The following is an 18,995-nucleotide window of genomic DNA, read 5'->3' as shown; positions in this document are numbered from 1 at the left end:
AGCGTATTCGTGAGACCGGGCGGCCGTGGACCAGTCCGCGGCCGGACCCGTGCGCGCAGCCGTGCGTTGGCGGCAGCGTCGACGTGCAGCAGCATGTCGCCTTCCAGCCTCCCGCCACATTCGGCCGGTCCTGTCGTGGCTGTCCGCGTTCGACGCGCGCCTCGTCGGAGACCGGTCAGAGGCTCCGGCGCCGCTGGTCTTACGGGAAACGTGGAATAGCCACCCAGCGATCGACGTTTGCTCTGAAGAGCAAGTACTTGCACAGATGCCCCAGGTTGCTGGATGGAGGAGCTGGAAGAGAAGGGCAGGAGGCACCGTGGGCGACATCATCGACGCGCGGCGGTCTGCGGGACGCAGGCCCGGTCCCGTGGATCGTGGGACCTGGGCACTGACGCACCGACCGCAGGCCGCCCGGGAAGCACGCCAGATCACCGAAGGGGCACTGGCGCAGTGGAAGGTCGCCCCGGAAGCCCGCGACCTGGTGTTGCTGGCCGTTTCCGAACTCGTCACCAACGCCGTTGAGCACGCTGCGCCACCACTCGTCCTGCACCTGAGCCGGGATCCGCACACCGGGCAGGTCCATGTGGAGGTGACCGACGGAGGGCCCGCCGCCGAAGAAGGCGACTGGGCGGCCAGCTGCGCGGGCGGCGAGCACGGACGCGGCCTCGCGATCATCGACCGCATCGCCGTCGCGCACGGCGATGGCCGGCAGGCCGACCGCGCCACCTATTGGGCCGACCTCCCCGTCGTCGCCTGATCCTGGAGGGCCAGCCATGGCACACGTCCCACGCACTGCCAGGGGAAGGGGGAAGGGAAAAGTGAGGCGATGTGAGCGAACACCGCACCGATACGGTCGGCTGCCTGGCATGCGGGCGCCAGAATCGGGTGTCCGCCGCTGCCGGCGGGCACCCCGCTGCGGCGACTGTCACGCGCCATCGCCCTGGAGCGCCGACGCCACCGACGACGACTTCACCGAGGTCAGTGAGAAAGCACCGATCCCGGTCGTGGTGGATCCGCGGGTCGCTTCGTGCGGGCCCTTCCCCCTGGTCAGTCCCGCACTGGAACAGGTCGCCAGGGAACTCGCCGGCGGATCGAACTCCTCAAGGTCGACATCGACCGCAGCCCCCAGCTCAGCGCCCGCTTCGGCATTCAGGCCGTGCCCACCCTGCTCACCTCGACCACGGAGAGACCATCGCCCGCAAGACCGGCGCCGCACCCGCCCCCGCACTGCGCTCGTGGGTCGAACAGGCCCTGTCATCCGGGTGATCGCTGTGCCCTGAGCCGCTGTGGCCGTGGCAGACACGGGCTTCGAATAGTGGAGGAAACGGTGAAGAAGGGGCGCTATCGGTATGGTTCTGGCGGAGGACGCCGACGCCGAGAAGGTCAGCGCCGAACTCGCGCACGGGGTGCTGACCGTGCACGTTCCCCGGGCCCAGAAGAGCAAGCCCCGCCGCATTGAGATCACAGGCTGACGGGATGCACGGCGGATTGGCTGAGCCTTGGTTGCCGACCCGCCGCGGCATCCGCGCCAGGACTCTGTGGGACCGGCCCCTGTCAGACATCGAGCCACGGGAGCCCTTGTGCTGGCGAACGGCCGACGCGTCGGCACCGTCACCCGCTTCGTCCGGAATCAGCCGCGTCACCACCTGTCTCGCCTCGAGGACGGTCCCACACGGTGTGCAGGCAGCATGCTGGCCGTCAGAAGGCGGCGCAGGCGGTAGCCAACAAGTAGTTGCGCTTTGAACCTGGAGGCCGCGAGGGACGTCCTGGCATTGATCGGTCGCATCCCCTTGCTCGTGCTTTTCGTCAACTCCGCCATCGGCCACCTCACCCGCACCAAGGCCATGGCCGGGTACGCCTCCTCCAGGGTGTCCCCGCCGCAGCTCTCGCCGTGATCGTCAGCGGACTTCTGCTCCTGGCGGGTGGCCTGAGCATCGTCCTCGGCGTGTGGGCCGACCTCGGCGCCCTGCTGCTGGCCGTCTTCCTGTTCCCCGCGTCCTTGATGCACGCCTTCTGGAAGGAGACGGATCCCCAGAGCCGCCAGAATGAGAGGATCCACTTCCTGAAGGACACGTCGCTGGGCGGCGCCTGCCCGATGCTGCTCGCGCTCATCTCCTATGCCGGGCCGGAACTGGGTCTGACGATCACGGGTCCGCTGTTCGACACCAGTTGAACCACCGGACCGTGGACGGTGAAGGACTGGGGAGCCGGAGGCCGCGCGGCGCCACTGCACATGGCGGCGCTGGGCGGCGACACCGGGCGCGCCATGTGACAGCAATGACGTCTCAGCGCCGCTCGGGAGCCGTCCGTGCCCTCAGGAGGAGTCCTCGTACGCCGTGTGGTGTGGCTTTCCCTCAGGGCGGGCAAGCATTCGCGGTCCTGGCCGGGGTCAGGCCGAATGCTGTTCCTTCCCCAGGTGGGAGACGAACCAGTCGCGAGCCGCAGTCGCGACTTCCCCGAGGTCTCGTGGGTCCTGGAACAGGTGCGTCGCACCGGGGACGGTATGGATCTCGCTCGGGCCCTTCAGCTTCTCCGTTGCCTCCCGGCCAAGGCGCATGTCCGTCTCGTCGTCGCCGCCGACAATGAACAGCACCGGGGCCCGGACGCAGGCCAGCGCGTCGTGTGCCAGGTCCGGCCGACCGCCCCGGGAAACCACGGCCGAGACCCGTTCCGGCCGTTCGGCGGCGGCCAGCAGAACCGCTGCCGCGGCCGTCTCGGCGCCGAACAGGCATACCGGGACCTCAGCCGTCTCGGGCCGCTGCCGCAGCCAGTCGATGGCGGACACCAGCCGCCGGGCGAGAAACGGGATGTCGAAGCGGTGCCGGCCCGAGCGTGTGTCTTCCCGCCTCTCGCGTTCGGTAAGGAGGTCGAGAAGCAGCGTGCCCAGACCCACCCGGTGGAACACGGCGGCGACCGCGCGGTCGCGCGGGCTGCTACGGGAGCTGACCGCGCCCTCGGCGATGAGGACCACCGCCTGCGCCGGGCCGGGCACGACCAGATCACCGGCGAGCGGGACCCCCTCCGCGGGTACCAACACCAAGTCGGAGATCATCTGTTTCCTCCCGACGCGGCACTCATGGAGCTACTGATGCCTTGGGTACCCGGAGCCGGATTCCGCACGCGCCGGAACCCGACAGGTCGCACGAACCACGCCGTTGGCGGTCCGACGAGGACTCCCGCCGCGTGCCGAGCAGGATGCCGGGTCGGTCAGCTGCCGAAACGAGCACAGATACCAGGCCATCGCCGAACGCCTCGCACGTCCGTGGCAGACGTACCCCTCAGTAACCGGATACTGGGTCCATCCACGTTCCGGGAAACCCGAGGGACTGAGGCCATCGTCCGCTCCCGTGTTCAGGACTTTGTGGATGCGATGGCGGCCTGAAACGCCTTCATGCACGGGAGGCAGTGCTTGAGCCGTTTCCATCTTGATCAGCTGGTGAGTTCGAGAGTGACGATGGCGCGGACGACGGTGGTGATCCTCGTGGTGCTGCAACGCAGTTTGCGAAGTACTCGCCAGCACTTGAGGGTGGCGATGGCGCGTTCGCCGAGGCTGCGGATCTTGGCGTGATCGCGGTTGTGGCGGCGGCGCCGGCCGCGCAGGTGCTTGCCCCGGATCGGGACGCGGACGGCGGGTCCGGCGCCCTGGTAGGCCTTGTCCGCCCCGCACTTGATGCCGTCGGCGGCGAGGGCGGCGGGGATGCCGTGGGTGCGGGCCGCGGTCAGATCGTGGACGGCGCCGGGCAGGGCGTCCGAGACCCAGAGCAGTCGTCCGGCCGGGTCGGCGAGGACCTGCACGTTCATCCCGTGGTGCTTCTTCTTTCCCGAGTAGTACGGGCGGTCGGCCGCAACACGGTCGATCGGCAGGAGTGTGCCGTCGAGGATCCCGTACGCCTTCCCGCGGATGGTGTGCATGGCCTGCTCCAGCGTCGGGGCGAGGGTGGCCAGGAGGCCGACGGCCTCGCGTATGTAGCGGTAGACCGTCGCGATCCCGACCCGGAAGCCGGCGGCGAGGCGGCTGTAGGTGTCGCCGCAGCGTAGGTGGGCGAGTACGAGCAGAGCCTGCCGGCCGCAGCTCAGGCGGCGCCGGCGAGAACCGATCCGGCGTCGGTGACCTGCCAGCAGACCGGAGAGACGACGCAGGGTACGGCTGGACAGATCGATGGCAGGCGGGTAGACAGGCACACGAGCTCCTGGCGGATGCGGTGATCTTGGTCGTGAACCCGTCTACCAGGAGCTTTCTTCATGCCCGCCGCCGGGGCCCGCAGCCCAACCACCCGTCAGGTTGGAAGGGGCTCAGTGATGTGCGGGGCAATTCGTCTTCCAGGGTCCGACTCCACCACCGTGCGAGGCAACCTCTGGTCCCAAGTCGTTCTGCAACTGGTCACAGCCAGGGGTCTGGAGCGCCGGCTGGGGGCGCGAGTGCCTTGGCGGGGGATCGCCGCCGGGGACTTCTGCGCGGGCCTCGTCGACGCTGAGGTCCGACCGCCGCACGGGCGCGACGGTGACACGCCTGGGCGCATACCGCGCTGGACCGTGGAGTCCGGTGATGATGAGCGCATGGACGTCACCGAGGTACTCCTGCCAGGGGTGGGGCTCCGGTATGAGTTCACCAACCACGAGGGCGACCTGGTCGGCATCGTCGCGGAGCGGACCGGCGACTTCGAACTGGTCGTCTACGAGAGCGGTGACCCCGACGCGAGTCGGCCAGTGGTGCGTCTCAACAGTGAGGAGGCCGACGCGGTGGCCGAGATCCTCGGCGCTCCGCGGATCGCCGAACGCTTCGCGGACCTCACCAAGGAGGTGCCCGGACTGCTGTCGGGGCAGGTCGAGGTCCGCTCCGCCAGCCCGTACACCGGCCGACCGCTGGGCAGCACCCGGGCCCGGTCGCGCACGGGCGCCTCCATCGTGGCGATCGTCCGCGGCGAGACCGTGATCGCGTCGCCGAAGCCGGAAGAGATGCTCCGGGCCGGTGATGTGCTGGTCGTGATCGGAACCCGTGAGGGAATCGCCGGCGTGGACCGAATCGTCCAGGGCTGAGAGTGCGCCATACCGTCACACTGCTGCTGGAGCTCGGACTCATCCTCACCGCGCTCAGCGTGCTCGGTGCCGCCGCACGGCGCCTTTCGCTCTCGCCGGTCCCGCTCTACCTGCTCGCCGGCCTGGCCCTCGGTGAGGGGGGTGTCGCCCCGGTGCCGGCCGCCGGTGAGTTCGTCGAGGCCGGGGCGGCCATCGGTGTGGTCCTGCTGCTGCTCACGCTCGGACTGCAGTTCTCTCTCCCCGAGTTCACCGGCAGCCTGCGCGGGCACCTGCCCTCCGCCGTCGTCGACCTGGTGCTCAACGCCACCCCCGGCGCACTGAGCGGATGGCTCCTCGGCCTGGACGCCATCGGCATTCTGGCTCTCGCGGGAGCGACGTATGTCTCCTCCTCGGGAATGGTCGCCCGGCTGCTCTCCGACCTGCGGCGGCTCGGCAACCGGGAGACGCCCGCCATCCTCTCCGTCCTGGTGATGGAGGACATCGCCATGGCCGCATACCTGCCCCTGCTGGCGGTCCTGGCGTCCGGTGGCCCCTGGTGGCAGGCCGTCCTCGGCGCCCTCGCGGCCCTCGGCGCGGTGCTGGCGGCCTTCGCCGCCTCCTACCGGTGGGGCCACCACCTCGGCCGGCTGCTCTCGCACCCCGACGACGAACAACTCATGCTCAGAGTGCTCGGCATCACCCTGAGCGTCGCGGCACTCGCCGAACTCATCCACGCCTCGGCGGCGGTGGGAGCCTTCCTCGTCGGCCTTGCCCTCACCGGAGAGACCGCCGACCGCGCCCGCGCCGTCCTCGGCCCCCTGCGCGACCTCTTCTCCGCCGTCTTCTTCCTCGCCATCGGCCTGTCGGTCGGCCCGGACAACCTCGTGCCGCTCCTTCCCGCCGCCCTCGCGCTGGCCGCGGTCACGGCCGCGACAAAACTGCTCACCGGCCGGTACGCCGCGGCGCGGGACCACATCGGGCGCCGCGGGCAGCTGCGGGCCGGAACGGCGCTCATCGTGCGCGGCGAATTCTCCATCGTCATCATCGGACTGGTCGGCACGCTGCACCGCGACCTCGCCCCCCTGGTCACCGCCTATGTCTTCGTCCTCGCCATCGCGGGGCCGTTCCTCACCCGCCTCGCAGGTGCCCCGCGCCTGCCTTCATGAGAGCGGCAGCGAGCCGCGCCCCTTGGCCCAGACACCGGGGCCGGCCGGTCGGCCGCCACGGTCCGCGACTGCTGCCCGCTCCGGACGTCCCGCAGAACTTCATACAGCCGCAGACCGTCCTCCTCCTGCGGGCCCTGCGGCCACCACTCCGGTCGCAGAACGCTCACGCCAGGCGTACCGGTCACCGAACGGGGCGCCTTCCCTTGGCTTCTTCGGCGGCGCACTGACCTGTTCGGGAACTCGTTCGCCAGACCCCGGTAGCCCTCATCCACCTCGGCTCTCACGTCTGGGTGGAGGTGGGACTGCTCGGCGATGCACCTCGGTGCGCATCGCAGTCTGAGCGTGCGTTCTTCCGGGCCGGTCGGCCCCGGACCACAGGGTGCGGCCCGGGCCATCGCTGATCGTGGTGGTCTTCATGGTGTCCTGCTTCTTCTCGCCGGAGACGAACGCGCAGCGGCCCGGGCGGTGGGCCTTCGGGCGGCGAACCTGGGTCTCGGTCCCGTCGATCCGCAAGCTCACGCCCTCCGCGCGGGCGAGGGCGGGCACCACCGGCTCCCAGTCGGTGGCATCCTCGCCCAGCGCGTGCAACAGGACGAGCGGCGGAGCATCCGGCGGACCCGATATCTGGTAGGTCAGCCGGACCCCGCCCACGTCGACCGAGCGGTGATCAGCCATGTCCGGAGGATATGCGGACGGGTCCTGCCGGAGGATCGGCGTTCACCAGCGGCCGAACCACCATCCCCGGTCAGCACCTCGGGCCCTCAGCCACACGGTTCTCGCCCCGATCTTCAATAGTCGGCAACGCCGTTAGAGTTGTTGCCGCACTCGCTGACGATCCGAGTGGTGCCTGGGACTGCGGGCATCCGGGGCGCCCGTGTGGCTTGCGTACGAGCGACGTTGGAACTGTGCGCAATCGGCCCCGTTCCGTTTGCCCTGGATCGTGCGGGTCCTCAATGTGGAATCGGTGGGGCTGGTGAGAGGAGCGACCTTGGCAGCTCTGTTAGCGCCCCGTGGCCGGTGCGTCCTCGCGGCGGCCGTCCTCGTCCTGTCCTTGACCTCGAGTGGATGCGGCGGGGATGACGACTTCTCTCTGCCGGAGTGGGACGCGCCGGGTCAGAACGCCCGCGTCGGCGACATCATGATCCGGTACGCGCATGTGGCGGAACCGCGCGGCAAGCCGTGGCAGCCGGGAGATGACGTCCCCGCGTACGTGTGGCTCTACAACAAGGGCAGCGAGGCCGACAAGCTCGTGGGCGCGAGCACGCCGAATGCGGCCTCGGTGGACATCGTCGACTCCGACGGCAAGCCGCTTCCCGACGGGGTGGAACTGCCGGCGAACCAGCTCGTGGAGTTGGAGCCGGGCAAGGCCCACCTGATGCTGCGGGACGTTGGCCAGCTCATCAGGGGCGGCGACTTCATGAAGTTCACCATGCGCTTCAAGAACGCGGGATCGATCACCTTCAACATCCAATCGCAGGTCCCTGTCTACGACGAAAGCCCCTCCCCGACACGGTGAGCCAACTGCGGAGCTCCGGAACGCCGCGTACCCACTGGCCTTGGTCAAGCAGCTCTGCGGACCGCGGCACCGGCGCCAAGTCCCGGCTGAACGCCTCGACGAGCAGTCCCGGTACGGGCTGGCTGGTTCAGCCCGCGGCCACGACGGGCTTCCCGGACAAGTGCCACGCCGGCGGCCCGTAGTTCGCCCAGCGCGCGCTCCGTCGACTCCGCCGCGACGCCAGCCGTATGGTCGATCAGGACCCGTGTACGGAATCCCTCCCGCACAGCGTCCAGCGCGGTGGCGCGTACGCAGTGATCGGTGGCGATACCGACGATGTCCACCTCAGCCGCCTGGCACTGCCGCAGCCACTGCGCCCGAGGCGTCCCGTTCGCGTCCGCACCCTCGAAACCGCTGGAGACGGCCGCGTAGGCCCCTTTGTCGAGGACCGCCTCGACCAACGCGTCACCCGGGCCGGTGTTGGCACTCCAGGGTTGAGAGTGCCAATTCTCGATGTAACACGCAGGACCGGGCCGGACAATCCCCGCCCTGGCTTGCCGGTCGTCGGTGCTCACGGCCTGGCGGTGCATGCGACCTCTGCCGAGCGTGGGCGGATGGCTACCGCGCGCTGGACGAGGCGGGCATGACCGGCCGCTCCAGCCGCCCCGCCACCGCCCGCAGCGGCTACTCCGGCCGGTCCACTGGCTCGAGCCTGGCCACCTCGAACTCCACCCGAACCTCGTCGGCCAGCCGCAACGCGCCCAAGAACGCGGTATAGGGCTTGATCCCCCAGGTGGACTGCACGACCGTCGCCCACCCGCGCATCAGACTGCCGTCATTGCCCTTCCCGCGTACCGTCACCGGATGGGTCCGGCCCTTGATGGTGAGATCCCCGGTGATCTCGAACGACTGGGGCGTCCCCGCGACGCCGGTGGAACGGAAAGTGATCGTGGGGTGCTCCGCGGTGTGCAGCAGGGCCCTGTCTCCCAGCGTCCGCTTGATTTCCGCCCGGTCAGCGTCAGTGAGCGGCTTTAGCCCACCCGTTGCCTCCCGGACCTCCAACGAGCCGGCCTCCACGCTCACGCGCACCGACGACCTGCCCGGATCACCCACGGCCACCACCGCCTCCCCTGACCATCGCGTGACCTCGATCGTGAGGTCGTGCCCCGCCTTGCGGCCCAGCCCTGCACGGCCGGTCTTGATCAGGAGGCGGCCGGTGGACGGGCCGAGCCGGTAGGTTCCGTCTGTGAGCGTCACAGCGCCGAAGGTACGGCCTGGACGCGGCCGGAGCGTTGAGGCAACCCATTCGGCGTGTCCCTGGTCCCTGCACCTGACGAGGGCTGCAGTGGAACTGGATGCCGGGGCCTGGGCACGGCACCTTCCTGCGCAGGCGAACCGTGGTGGCCACTGCAGCGTAGGAGACCCGTCGATCCGGCAACCGCTTGCGTCTGGATACCGGAACCAGTGTCCACTCCCCGGATCCGACACTCACCCAGCTTGCCCTGGACGCCTGACCGGCGCCAGGAAGCCGTGGCCCACGGCGAGGCCCTCGTCGCTGAACTCAGGCCGACGCCGGGTGCACGCGGCGGGCCGTCAGAGACATCCGACGACCCTGTGCGACTTGATCCTCACGACCACGCGGGCCGGCGTCGGTCAACGACGCCGGGTTGCACTCCGCCTGCCTCTTGCCGATGTCGCCATGTGCGTGGCGCGCAGGGCGGCGGATGCCTCGTCAGCATCAAGGCGGCGCAGCTCATCGGCGGTTCGGCGGCGGTGCGGCCGCAATCCGGCACACGGCCGGACCCGTCCGGACGGGCCATGAGGTGTTCCAGGTGGGCGGACGCTTGGTGGCAGATGCAGAGCCAGGCCCCGTCGGCGGCCTCGGCGTTCGGGGTGGTGAGCCCTGCGGTGAGCGGCCTCTGCAGTGGCGCCGTCGCTGTGCCGGCTGCACCTGCCTGACCATGCTCCGGTGTGTGCCGATACCCCCGCCCTCGCAGCGGACCGCAGGTTGCGCGGAACAGTCGGCGTGCCCGCGGCCGGGGCGGGGTCGGCAGAGGCCCTTCAGGACCCCGTCGGGGATTCCACCGGGAAGAAGGTGATCAAGGTGGCGGAGTCCTCCGGGTCCACGACCCGGACGGTCACCTCAGGAACGTTCTGTGTGGAGACGTCGATCTCCTTGGGGTGCGGCACCATGTGGCGCAGCACGACCGGGTAGCGCGGCGACTGCCCGCCGACGCCGACGATCACCACATCGTCCTTCGGGTCGTAGGCGAGGTAGGAGAAGGGCAGCCGCTCGGCTTCGTACTGGTGCCCGATCGAGGGGTCCAGTACTTCAATGGTGACCAGGTCACCGCTGTGGGCGGCGGTGACCTCGTCCAGCACGGTCCGCCAGTCGCCGCGGTCGAGCGTCAGGGTGTCGGCCATTGCCTGATCCTCCCTCCATGCCGCTTGGATGGGGCTTCTCCCTGTCCATGGTCGCCGGTGCCGTCGTACGCCGCCACGGTCGATGCCAGGCTCCGGCCTGATGGGGAGGGCCCGGTGACCTGTGCGTCATGGGGCGCCCGAGGCTGGCTCGCCGACTGCCGAATCGGGGAAAGTGCGGCCCATCAGCGGTGGTGGCTTCGGGCCGGTGATGCTGGGGTGCGAGGCCGGCTGCCCGGCCCTCTGGTCGGCGGGTCAATTCAGCGAATCCAACGCCGGCGCATACGCCGGCATTCGTCGGCACGGGCCAAGGGGAGTGTGCGCTCTGGGGAACCACTCGATCAGCGCCGTATGGCCGATCGCGGCAAGGGGTACCCCAGCCGTATGGCCGGCATCGAGCTGAGAAGCAGCGCGTTCAATGATCACTCGTTCATCCCGCGCCGGTACGCGCGAGAGGGCGAAAACACCTCCCCTCCGCTGACCTGGTCCGGGGTACCGGATGAGGCAGCCGAGTTGGTCCTGCTGTGTGAGGACTCCGACGCACCGTCGGGCACCTTCGTGCACTGGATCGTGGTCGGCATCGACCCACGCAGCGGCGGCGTGGAGGCGGGACAGCGTCCGCCGGGTGGCACTGAACTGATCAACGGCTTCGGCGAGCCCGGCTGGGGCGGACCCCACCCGCCGGCCGGGGATGAGGCGCACCGCTACTTCTTCCGCCTCTACGCCCTGTCCGAACCCTGCGTCCTGTCCGACGCCCCCAGCGCGGACCAGGTGCACCAGGCCGTCGAGGAACACCACACCGCCAGTGGGAACATCGTCGGGCTCTACCACCGCTGAGCGACCACCGCGGTAGCACGCGGCCACCGGTATTGCCCGGCCCGCCCATCAGGGCCTGGCTGATCTTGCCGGACGTGTAGAAGACCTCAAAGCCGTGGGGCTTCGCAAATCAGCGGCGAGTCTGACCCTGCACGGCATCGGCCCGGCATGATGTGCACGGGACCACAGAACCGCCGCGTGCCATCCTTCACGGCGGCCGCCCACTGCTGCCGTCGGATCACGGCCAGTACCTTCACCGGCTGGTGGACGGCTCCCCGCAGGGGCCCTTGGCGCGCATTCGCAGCCACTGTCAGCCCCGCCCCGTACGTGCGGAGAGACCGCGATGGCACCCACCCTCACCCCGCGCAGCCTGGTCCTCAAGCCGAAAACGGCATGGGCAGATGCCCGGCAGCGCTGCCTCGTCGTCGCTCCCGAGGCCTTCCGGACGAGCGGGTCTTGAACCTGTGGGATGCCCGATGGCAGGCCGACGGGCGTGTGCTGCCCTTCGCCAGCCCCGTCGACGGCACGCTCTTCGACCAGGTCCTCGCCGCGTACCTGCCCGCTGTACGCTCCATCCGCATCGGCCACCCCCTCGCGGTCACCGATCCGGCCGACCCGCTGCCCACCCTCGACTTCGGCCCGCTGATCAACACGGCGAAGGCCAAGGAACTCACCGACCAGGTCGCCGAGGCCATCGACCGCGGCGCCGTCCCCCTCCACCGGGGCTGTCTCGACCCGGCCGCCTTTCTCCTCGGCCCGCCCCCATCCCCACGGCTTCACCACGCGGAGCCCTTCGGCCCCATCGACACGATCGTCCTGGTCGACACCGAGGCCGAGCTGCTGGCTGCGATGAACACCTCCAACGGTGCCCTCGTCGCCACCCTCTCCATCCTCTCCACCGACGACCGCGACGGACTCTCCGGCGGCTTCGGCCACTCCTGGCGCGGCGCCTTCGTCGGCGGTGAACTGCTGCTCAGGGCCGTCACCGACGGATCCGCGGGAGAACGACTGCCCGGCAACTTCCCGGACTACCACCTCATGCCCAGGGCCCCTTCGACGCGACGGTGTTCTACAAGAGCGAGGTGGGCAGCGACTGGTGAGCACGCCGGTCACGGCACCTCGCCGCTACTGCGGGCGTTGGCGTACGCGGTCGCGGCGGTGGGTCGTTCGCTGGCTGGGCGGCGCCGGGGGCCGCGAGCTGCCTGAGTGCTTCGGCGTGCCGGATATGCCGCCACAGGGTTTCGTCTCATCTGAGGGCGGATACGCGCCGCTCGCTGGCCCAGCCCTCTTGAGCTCCTGATCAGGCGAAGGCATCGAGGAGGCGGCTATGGCAGATGCATCAAGGAATCCGGGCCCGCGAAACGCCGATGATTCCCAGGGCAGGACAGAAGGCGGCCTGCCGGGGCCCGTTGAGGTGCTGACATCGGCACCCTCGGGCCTCTGGGATCCGCGGACAGGGCGACGCAGCGGGGCGCGTCCGAGGTTACCGGTTTGCACCCCGCGCAACGGCGGGCACTGCGAAGGGACCCCACCGGCCCTCGCCGCCGCCGCGATTCCGATCCGTGGCCGTGACCGTCTCGGAGACGGGCGCGGGCGGCTGTGCAGGGAACCTTTGTCGGGGGGAAGGTGAGGCGCCTTACCGCCTGGCCGGTGGTTCAGTGACCTCTGCCTGGGCGGGCCGCAGGAGCTGGTCGCCGACGCGGTAGCCGGGGCGCAGGATCGCGGTGCAGGTGGGCCGTTCGACGCGGTCGGAGCAGGTGCAGGAGACGGCCTCGTGCCGGGCGGGGTCGAAGGGATCCCCTGCCGTGCCGAAGGACTGCAACCCCAGGGCCGCGAGTTCGCCTTCCAGCACTTCGGCGACGCGCTGGAAGCCGCCGGTGACTTCTCCTTGCTTGCGGGCCTGGTCGATGGCGTCGAGGACGGGGAGGAGACCGGTGAGCACGTTGGCCACGGCTATCTCACCGACCGCGTGGCGGTCTCGGCTCACCCGCTTGCGGTAGTTGCCGTACTCGGACTTCACCCGCTGCAGGTCCGCTGTCCGCTCACGCAGCTGCGCCCGCAGGACATCGGCCTCGCCCACGGCCACGTCGGCCTGCCCGGCGGGCTCGACGTCGCCGCGGCGGCGGGGCTCCAGGCTGGTTCCCGGATCCTGCCGCCGGTTGTCGCGGATGAGCGTCAGCGGGTGCTCGTCGGGGCGGTGGGTGTCGCTCGAACGGGTCATCCAGAGCCCTCCTGCCGCTTGTCGTCGTCGATGATCTCGGCATCGACGACCTCCTCGTCCTGCCCGGCAGCTCCTGCCTCGCCACCGCCCGCACCGCCGGCTGCGGTCTGCTCGCCCGGTGCCTGGGCGTACATGGCGGTGCCCACCTTCTGAGCCGCTGCCATCACCTTCTCCGTCGCCTGGCGCAGGGCAACCGTGTTGTCGCTGTCGCCCTGCTGGGCCTTGAGGGTCTCCTTGAGCTCCGACAGAGCGGTCTCGACCTCGCTCTTCACGTCCGCGGGGATCTTGTCGGCGTTGTCGGTGAGCAGCCGATCGGTCTGGTAGACGAGCTGCTCGGCCTGGTTGCGGGTCTCGGCCGCCTCGCGCCGGCGGCGGTCCTCCTCGGCGTGCTGCTCGGCCTCGCGCATCATCCGGTCGATGTCCTGCTTCGGCAGCGAGGAGCCGCCGGTGACGGTCATCTTCTGCTCCCTGCCGGTGCCCAGGTCCTTCGCCGTGACGTGCATGATGCCGTTGGCGTCGATGTCGAAGGAGACCTCGATCTGCGGGACGCCGCGCGGCGCCGGGGGCAGACCGGTCAGCTCGAACATGCCGAGCTTCTTGTTGTACGCGGCGATCTCGCGCTCGCCCTGGTAGACCTGGATCTGCACCGACGGCTGGTTGTCCTCGGCCGTGGTGAAGATCTCGGAGCGCTTCGTCGGGATCGTGGTGTTGCGCTCGATCAGCTTGGTCATGATGCCGCCCTTGGTCTCGATGCCCAGGGACAGCGGGGTGACGTCCAGCAGCAGGACGTCCTTGACCTCGCCCTTGAGGACCCCGGCCTGCAGCGCGGCACCGATCGAGACGACCTCGTCGGGGTTGACGCCCTTGTGCGGGTCCTTGCCGGTCAGCTCCCGCACCAGATCGGTCACCGCCGGCATCCGGGTGGATCCGCCGACCAGGATGACGTGGTCGATGTCGGACACCTTGATCCCGGCGTCCTTGACCGCGTTGTGGAACGGGCCCTTGCAGCGTTCCAGCAGGTCCGCGGTCAGCTGCTGGAACTGGGCGCGGGTCAGCTTCTCGTCGAGGTGCAGGGGGCCCTCGGCGGAGGCGGTGATGTAGGGCAGGTTGATGGTGGTCTCCGAGGACGAGGACAGCTCGATCTTCGCCCGCTCGGCGGCCTCGCGCAGCCGCTGCACGGCCATCTTGTCCTTGGCCAGGTCCACGCCGTAGTTGTTCTTGAACTGCTTCACCAAGTGGTCGACGAGCCGCTGGTCCCAGTCGTCGCCGCCGAGGTGGGTGTCGCCGTTGGTGGCCTTCACCTCGACCACGCCCTCGCCGATGTCGAGCAGGGACACGTCGAAGGTGCCGCCGCCCAGGTCGAAGACGAGGACGGTCTGCTCGTGCTCCTTGTCCAGGCCGTACGCGAGGGCCGCCGCCGTGGGCTCGTTGATGATCCGCAGGACCTTCAGCCCGGCGATCTCCCCGGCCTCCTTGGTCGCGGTGCGCTGGGCGTCGTTGAAGTAGGCCGGGACGGTGATGACCGCGTCGGTGACGTCCTCGCCGAGGTAGGCCTCGGCGTCCCGCTTGAGTTTCTGCAGCACCCGCGCGGAGATCTCCTGGGCGGTGTACCGCTTGCCGTCGATGCTTCCCGTGTCCGGGAACCGCCACGTGTGATCGCCCACGTGCCGCTTGACCGAGCGGGCGGTGCGCTCGATGTTGGTGACGGCCTGCCGCTTGGCGACCTCGCCGACCAGCACCTCGCCGTTCTTGGCGAACGCCACGACCGACGGGGTGGTCCGCGCGCCCTCGGTGTTGGTGATGACGGTGGGCTCGCCGCCCTCCAGGACCGAGACCACCGAGTTTGTCGTGCCGAGGTCGATCCCCACTGCACGTGCCATTGGCCTCTCCTCCCTCTGCATCCCAAACCCAGGGCCAGCGCCTGGTGAAACGGGTGACCGCCCGGCCCGGCCCAACGACCGGCCACCGGAGCGGCTTGCTTGCGTCGCCTCCTGTCGGCGCCGCCACCTGCGGATTTGGAGTAAACCTCACTAACAGTCTAGATAAAGTCCTCACCTTGAGTTGTCAAGAAATCCCAGTTTCCGCGTCTGTGGGTGCTTTTGTGACCGGCGGGAGGTAGTCGCCCAGGAGCGTGCGGTCCCACCAGGCGCCCGTCGAGCGCAGCTGGCGCCAGGTGGTGAACCGGTACCGGTAGAGGCGTACCCGGACGAAGGTGGGCGGCGCGTGGGGGAAGGGGTTGTGGCGCAGCAGCCGCAGGACAGCCCGGTTGCCGTTGAGGAGCGCGACGAGGAAGGCCGGCAGCCACGGCCCGGCGTACGCGGGCGAGAAGGCGGCGAACCACATCAGCCAGTCCAGCCGCAGGTGGTAGGGGGCCACCTGCGGCGGCAGGCGGCGCACGTTGCCCGGCTTGCCCTTGAAGCCGTACTCCTTCCACACCGTGGCGTCGGTGATCTCCGGCTCGTCGGTGCCCTCGACGACCAGTTCGCCGCGGACGCGGCCGACGCTGCCGAAGGCGCCGTAGGCGTTGACCAGGTGCAGCGGCGTGAAGGAGGCGTTCATCAGCTGGTGGCGCGAGAACAGGTTGCGGACCGGCCGGTAGCTGAGCACCGCCACCACCGCGGTGGCCGCCAGCACCAGGGCCACGTACCACGTCGGCGCGGCCGCGAAGTGCGGCGGTGCCGGCAGGCCCAGGGCGTCGGTGGTTGTGGAGCCGCCGACGACGGGCAGCGCCAGCACGATCGTCAGCCAGTTCAACCAGGCGAAGTTCCCGGACGCGATGAGCCACAGCTGGGTGAGGATGATGAACCCGGCGGCCGCGTTCGCCACCGGCTGCGGGGCGAACAACGCGAACGGCACGACGAGCTGGGCGACGTGGTTGGCCGCGGCCTCCCCCTGGTGCGCCGGCCGTGGCAGGTGGTGGAAGAACCAGCTCAGCGGACCCGGCATCGGCTGGGTCTCGTGGTGGTAGTACAGGCAGGTCAGATCGCGCCAGCACGCATCGCCGCGCAGCTTGATCAGCCCGGCTCCGAACTCCAGCCGGAACAGCAGCCAGCGCAGCAGCCACAGCACCAGCACCGGCGGCGCGGTGTCGTCGTTGCCCAGGAAGATCGCGAGGAAGCCGGTCTCCAGCAGCAGCGATTCCCACATGAAGCCGAACCAGGTCTGACCGACGTTGACGACCGACAGGTACAGCGCCCACAGCACCGCCCACATCAGCATCGACGCCCCGAGCGGCACCAGATCGCCCACTCCCGCCGCCAGCGCAGCGGACAACGCCGCACCCGTCCAGACGATGGCGGCGAAGAAGCGGTCCGAGTAGTGCAGGTGGAAGATGCTCGGAGCCTGCCGGAAGCGGGCCGATGCCAGGAAACGCGACGCCGGAAGCATTCCCTGCTCGCCGATCAGTCCGCGGAACTGGCCGGCCACACTCAGGAACGCCACGAGGTACAGCACGGCCAGGCCCCGCTGGAACACAACCCTGCCCAGCCAGTAATCGGCATCCGTGAACCACTCCACGACGCTCTCCTCGAAGCGACCGTCGCGTCCGGGAGTGCACCCGGTTGCGGGCCCGGGTGCCGGTGGGCCTGGGTATGTCTGGACACCTCCTGCCCAGGCCGCACCGACCCGGTCCGAGAAGCGGACCAGCAGCCCGGCCCCGGACAGCGCGCCCGCGCGGCCGGGACCGCCCGGACGAGCAACATGACCCGTCAGACTGAAGTAACTTGCTACTACCTGACTCACATTTTAGGATATGGGTGTTGTGAGGAGTCAACGCCTCGTGAGGAAAGGCGCGGGCAGCTGGAGGGAGGCGACGTCAAGGGATGGTGTTGGTGTCCTCCCTGATCTCCACGGCCAACCGGCCGGTCCGGATGGCGCAGGCTGCGGCTTCGCACCTCCGTGACCGCAGGGCCAGGCCGGCCGAAGCGCAGCTGGTGCGCACCCCCGACCGGGGAACGGATCCTGCCGCGGCGTGGGTGTTGTTTGTGCAGGCCCACGCCCAGGGCCTGGCGCCGGTCGCGGTGGCTTACGAGCGACGGGGCGCCGGCGAGCCGCTGCTGCTGCTTCACGGTCTCGGGCACCACCGCCAAGCCTGGGAGCGCGTCGTGCCGCTGCTTGCCGAGGGGTACGACACGATCGCCATCGACCTGCCGGGTTTCGGGCAGTCGCCCGACCTCGGCCCGGCTGTGCCGCGCAACCTGGAGACCGCGGTGGCCTGGCTGGAGGCTTTCCTGGCGGAGCTGGGCGTGGACCGGCCGCACGTGGCCGGGCATTCGCTGGGTGGGCTGATCGGGCTGCGCATGGCGCAGGCCGGGCTTGCGCGCAGCGTGGCCGCGCTGGCCCCGGCGGGCTTCTGGACGCCCGCGGAGAGGCGGTACGCCTATGCGGTGCTGAACGCCGCCCGGCACGGAACCCGGCTGCTCCCCGAAGCGGCCATCGCCCGCCTGGCAGGCAGTGCCGCCGGACGTGCCGCCCTGACCGGCACCCTCTACGGCCACCCGCACCTCGCCCCGCCCAGCGACATGCTCGCGGCGCTGAAGACACTGCGGAACTCGCAGGCGTTCACCGCCACCCTGCGGGCCGGACGGGCACCGGGCCTGTTCGTCGGCGACATCGCCGACGTGCCGGTCACCATCGTCTGGGGCACCCGCGACCGTCTGCTGCCGCCCCGGCAGGCCGTCCGTGCCAAGGCCATGATCCCCGCGGCCCGGCTCGTGGCGCTGCCCGGCTGCGGCCACGTCCCCATGGCCGACGCACCTGAGCTGGTCGCCCGCGTGATCCGGGATGCCGCAGCCTGCACTGAACGCGCCGGTACCTGAACCACCGAAGAGACAGGAGGGACAGGAGGGACAGGACGTGTTCGGGTCCAGACATATCGGGCACCCCATATCGGTATCAATCGGAAGTAATTGCCCTGGAGGTGACGGATGATGACTCTGCCTGTACGACGCTCCACGGGGAGTCGGCTTGCCGAACGGCGTTTCCCTGGCTGGGCCGGGGACCCGCTCGCCGAGTTCGACGACCTCTTCAGCCGTATCGGCAACCTGCTGGAAACCACCGTCGGCGGTGGCCTGGCGCCGGCTGCCGGGGCGTGGGCTCCGACGGCCGATGTCTCCGAGACCGACGACGCCTACCTCATCGAGGTCGAGCTTCCCGGTGTCAAGCGGGACGACATCGACATCGAGATGAGCGAACGCGAACTGACCATCAGCGGCGAATTCAAGGAACGGGAACGCGCCGGGGTCCTACGCCGCAGCACCCGCCGGACGGGCCGGTTCGAGTACCGGGCCGTGCTGCCCGGCGAGGTCGACGCCGAAGGCGTCAACGCCACCCTGACGGACGGCGTACTGACCGTGAACGTCCCCAAGGTCGAAGCGGCCAAGCCCCGCCGCATCGAGATCACCGGCGGGGAGTGACCACCCGCCTCTGCCACGCGCCGCTCCGGTCCCGGGGCAGGCATCGGCCGCCCGGGGACCGGAGCGGCGTACGAGGCACGCTCCGTGTTCCGTTCAACGCTCCCCGGGTGGTGCCGCCCGGAGGGAGCAGGCCCAGAACGGTCACCGCCCGCGGCCGGAGGAACTCGGTGGCGGCTGCCCAGAGGGAAAACAGCTCCCAGTCGCGCAGCCCTACGCCAAGCACCTTTGACGGCCTCCTGCCGGGGGGACACCACCGCCTGATCACCCAGACGGGCTAAGGCGCAGCCTGTCGGCAGACCTGCGGCCGTGCGCGTGTCACCGGCCATAACCGCTCCGCCGCCCCTGCCAGACGGGGTTTGGCCGCAGGCGATCCTCAGCCCCGTCCCACACGCTGATCCCGTGACACGCCCACGCCGGGCGACCGCCCGGCGGACAGGGCACGCCCC

At 69.9% G+C, this 18,995-nt stretch carries 17 protein-coding genes and 3 pseudogenes; 11 read left to right on the top strand and 9 right to left on the bottom strand.

From position 1 onward, the window contains the following. The first annotated feature begins 316 nt into the window (after positions 1 to 316). The 4 genes and pseudogenes from WJ438_RS09975 to WJ438_RS09960 all read left to right on the top strand — a co-directional run bounded on the left by WJ438_RS09975 (position 317) and on the right by WJ438_RS09960 (position 2,173). The gene (locus WJ438_RS09975; protein WP_406724908.1) at positions 317 to 757 is read left to right on the top strand and encodes an ATP-binding protein; all 441 of its coding nucleotides are present in this window, start codon (positions 317 to 319) and stop codon (positions 755 to 757) included. 71 nt (positions 758 to 828) lie between these two features. After that, positions 829 to 1,266 (top strand): annotated as a pseudogene (locus WJ438_RS09970) (thioredoxin family protein). Positions 1,267 to 1,349: 83 nt separating this feature from the next. Then, entirely contained in the window at positions 1,350 to 1,472 is a 123-nt protein-coding gene (locus WJ438_RS09965) for an Hsp20/alpha crystallin family protein (RefSeq protein ID WP_406724907.1), read from the top strand. A 419-nt stretch (positions 1,473 to 1,891) separates the two neighbouring features. Further along, positions 1,892 to 2,173: a hypothetical protein gene (locus WJ438_RS09960; RefSeq protein ID WP_406724906.1), complete on the top strand. Its 282-nt coding sequence runs from the start codon at positions 1,892 to 1,894 to the stop codon at positions 2,171 to 2,173. 216 nt (positions 2,174 to 2,389) lie between these two features. On the opposite strand, the gene WJ438_RS09955 is transcribed toward WJ438_RS09960, so the two are convergent. Beyond that, positions 2,390 to 3,052, bottom strand: coding sequence for a dienelactone hydrolase family protein (locus WJ438_RS09955; protein ID WP_406724905.1), 663 nt, complete (start codon positions 3,050 to 3,052; stop codon positions 2,390 to 2,392). A 377-nt stretch (positions 3,053 to 3,429) separates the two neighbouring features. Then, the gene (locus WJ438_RS09950; protein ID WP_406724904.1) at positions 3,430 to 4,182 is read right to left on the bottom strand and encodes a transposase family protein; all 753 of its coding nucleotides are present in this window, start codon (positions 4,180 to 4,182) and stop codon (positions 3,430 to 3,432) included. Between the two features lie 375 nt (positions 4,183 to 4,557). Between WJ438_RS09950 and WJ438_RS09945 the strand changes: the two genes are divergently transcribed. Further along, positions 4,558 to 5,037, top strand: coding sequence for a cation:proton antiporter regulatory subunit (locus WJ438_RS09945; protein ID WP_406724903.1), 480 nt, complete (start codon positions 4,558 to 4,560; stop codon positions 5,035 to 5,037). A gap of 2 nt (positions 5,038 to 5,039) precedes the next feature. Beyond that, positions 5,040 to 6,182: a cation:proton antiporter gene (locus WJ438_RS09940; protein ID WP_406724902.1), complete on the top strand. Its 1,143-nt coding sequence runs from the start codon at positions 5,040 to 5,042 to the stop codon at positions 6,180 to 6,182. Positions 6,183 to 6,446: 264 nt separating this feature from the next. Here the strand turns inward: WJ438_RS09940 and WJ438_RS09935 are convergent, their stop codons facing one another. Beyond that, positions 6,447 to 6,857 (bottom strand): transposase family protein, encoded by a 411-nt coding sequence (locus tag WJ438_RS09935; protein WP_406724901.1) that lies wholly within the window; start codon positions 6,855 to 6,857, stop codon positions 6,447 to 6,449. A 313-nt stretch (positions 6,858 to 7,170) separates the two neighbouring features. Between WJ438_RS09935 and WJ438_RS09930 the strand changes: the two genes are divergently transcribed. After that, complete coding sequence (locus tag WJ438_RS09930; protein WP_406724900.1) at positions 7,171 to 7,698, top strand: copper chaperone PCu(A)C; 528 nt, start codon at positions 7,171 to 7,173, stop codon at positions 7,696 to 7,698. Between the two features lie 127 nt (positions 7,699 to 7,825). Here the strand turns inward: WJ438_RS09930 and WJ438_RS09925 are convergent. The 3 genes and pseudogenes from WJ438_RS09925 to WJ438_RS09915 form a co-directional block, all read right to left on the bottom strand. Then, a pseudogene (locus WJ438_RS09925) lies at positions 7,826 to 8,129 on the bottom strand (isochorismatase family protein); the annotation flags it as partial. A gap of 232 nt (positions 8,130 to 8,361) precedes the next feature. Next, positions 8,362 to 8,934 carry a YceI family protein gene (locus WJ438_RS09920; protein WP_406724899.1) on the bottom strand — a complete coding sequence of 191 codons (573 nt, stop codon included), beginning with the start codon at positions 8,932 to 8,934 and terminating at the stop codon, positions 8,362 to 8,364. Between the two features lie 804 nt (positions 8,935 to 9,738). Then, positions 9,739 to 10,101 carry a DUF5335 family protein gene (locus WJ438_RS09915; RefSeq protein ID WP_406724898.1) on the bottom strand — a complete coding sequence of 121 codons (363 nt, stop codon included), beginning with the start codon at positions 10,099 to 10,101 and terminating at the stop codon, positions 9,739 to 9,741. 381 nt (positions 10,102 to 10,482) lie between these two features. On the opposite strand from WJ438_RS09915, the gene WJ438_RS09910 reads away from it, so the two are divergent. Together WJ438_RS09910 and WJ438_RS09905 are read left to right on the top strand one after the other, a co-directional pair. Continuing rightward, positions 10,483 to 10,935, top strand: coding sequence for a YbhB/YbcL family Raf kinase inhibitor-like protein (locus tag WJ438_RS09910; protein ID WP_406724897.1), 453 nt, complete (start codon positions 10,483 to 10,485; stop codon positions 10,933 to 10,935). A 495-nt stretch (positions 10,936 to 11,430) separates the two neighbouring features. After that, positions 11,431 to 11,958, top strand: a pseudogene (locus WJ438_RS09905) (aldehyde dehydrogenase family protein); the annotation flags it as partial. Positions 11,959 to 12,550: 592 nt separating this feature from the next. On the opposite strand, the gene grpE reads toward WJ438_RS09905, so the two are convergent. From grpE to WJ438_RS09890, 3 genes are all read right to left on the bottom strand, one after another. Continuing rightward, entirely contained in the window at positions 12,551 to 13,135 is a 585-nt protein-coding gene (gene grpE / locus WJ438_RS09900) for a nucleotide exchange factor GrpE (protein WP_406724896.1), read from the bottom strand. Beyond that, the gene (dnaK, locus tag WJ438_RS09895; protein ID WP_406724895.1) at positions 13,132 to 15,015 is read right to left on the bottom strand and encodes a molecular chaperone DnaK; all 1,884 of its coding nucleotides are present in this window, start codon (positions 15,013 to 15,015) and stop codon (positions 13,132 to 13,134) included. The genes grpE and dnaK overlap by 4 nt, the downstream gene beginning before the upstream one ends. 184 nt (positions 15,016 to 15,199) lie before the next feature. Beyond that, complete coding sequence (locus WJ438_RS09890) at positions 15,200 to 16,651, bottom strand: lipase maturation factor family protein (protein ID WP_406724894.1); 1,452 nt, start codon at positions 16,649 to 16,651, stop codon at positions 15,200 to 15,202. 305 nt (positions 16,652 to 16,956) lie between these two features. Between WJ438_RS09890 and WJ438_RS09885 the strand changes: the two genes are divergently transcribed. Both WJ438_RS09885 and WJ438_RS09880 read left to right on the top strand, forming a co-directional pair. Then, entirely contained in the window at positions 16,957 to 17,952 is a 996-nt protein-coding gene (locus tag WJ438_RS09885; RefSeq protein ID WP_406724893.1) for an alpha/beta fold hydrolase, read from the top strand. Between the two features lie 108 nt (positions 17,953 to 18,060). Continuing rightward, positions 18,061 to 18,549, top strand: a complete 489-nt coding sequence (locus tag WJ438_RS09880; RefSeq protein ID WP_406724892.1) for an Hsp20/alpha crystallin family protein — start codon at positions 18,061 to 18,063, stop codon at positions 18,547 to 18,549. The last annotated feature ends 446 nt before the right edge of the window (positions 18,550 to 18,995 follow it).

This window comes from Streptomyces sp. GD-15H, from assembly GCF_045291515.1.
GTDB lineage: Bacteria > Actinomycetota > Actinomycetes > Streptomycetales > Streptomycetaceae > Streptomyces.
This window is presented reverse-complemented; position numbering and strand designations above follow the sequence as displayed.

Bases quoted from the DNA above. Each gene is read 5' to 3' on its own strand.
- WJ438_RS09965 (WP_406724907.1), top strand. From the start codon at position 1,350: ATGGTTCTGGCGGAGGACGCCGACGCCGAGAAGGTCAGCGCCGAACTC.
- WJ438_RS09955 (WP_406724905.1), bottom strand. From the start codon at position 3,052: ATGATCTCCGACTTGGTGTTGGTACCCGCGGAGGGGGTCCCGCTCGCC.
- WJ438_RS09945 (WP_406724903.1), top strand. From the start codon at position 4,558: ATGGACGTCACCGAGGTACTCCTGCCAGGGGTGGGGCTCCGGTATGAG.
- WJ438_RS09935 (WP_406724901.1), bottom strand. From the start codon at position 6,857: ATGGCTGATCACCGCTCGGTCGACGTGGGCGGGGTCCGGCTGACCTAC.
- WJ438_RS09915 (WP_406724898.1), bottom strand. From the start codon at position 10,101: ATGGCCGACACCCTGACGCTCGACCGCGGCGACTGGCGGACCGTGCTG.
- WJ438_RS09910 (WP_406724897.1), top strand. From the start codon at position 10,483: ATGGCCGGCATCGAGCTGAGAAGCAGCGCGTTCAATGATCACTCGTTC.
- grpE (WP_406724896.1), bottom strand. From the start codon at position 13,135: ATGACCCGTTCGAGCGACACCCACCGCCCCGACGAGCACCCGCTGACG.
- dnaK (WP_406724895.1), bottom strand. From the start codon at position 15,015: ATGGCACGTGCAGTGGGGATCGACCTCGGCACGACAAACTCGGTGGTC.
- WJ438_RS09885 (WP_406724893.1), top strand. From the start codon at position 16,957: ATGGTGTTGGTGTCCTCCCTGATCTCCACGGCCAACCGGCCGGTCCGG.
- WJ438_RS09880 (WP_406724892.1), top strand. From the start codon at position 18,061: ATGATGACTCTGCCTGTACGACGCTCCACGGGGAGTCGGCTTGCCGAA.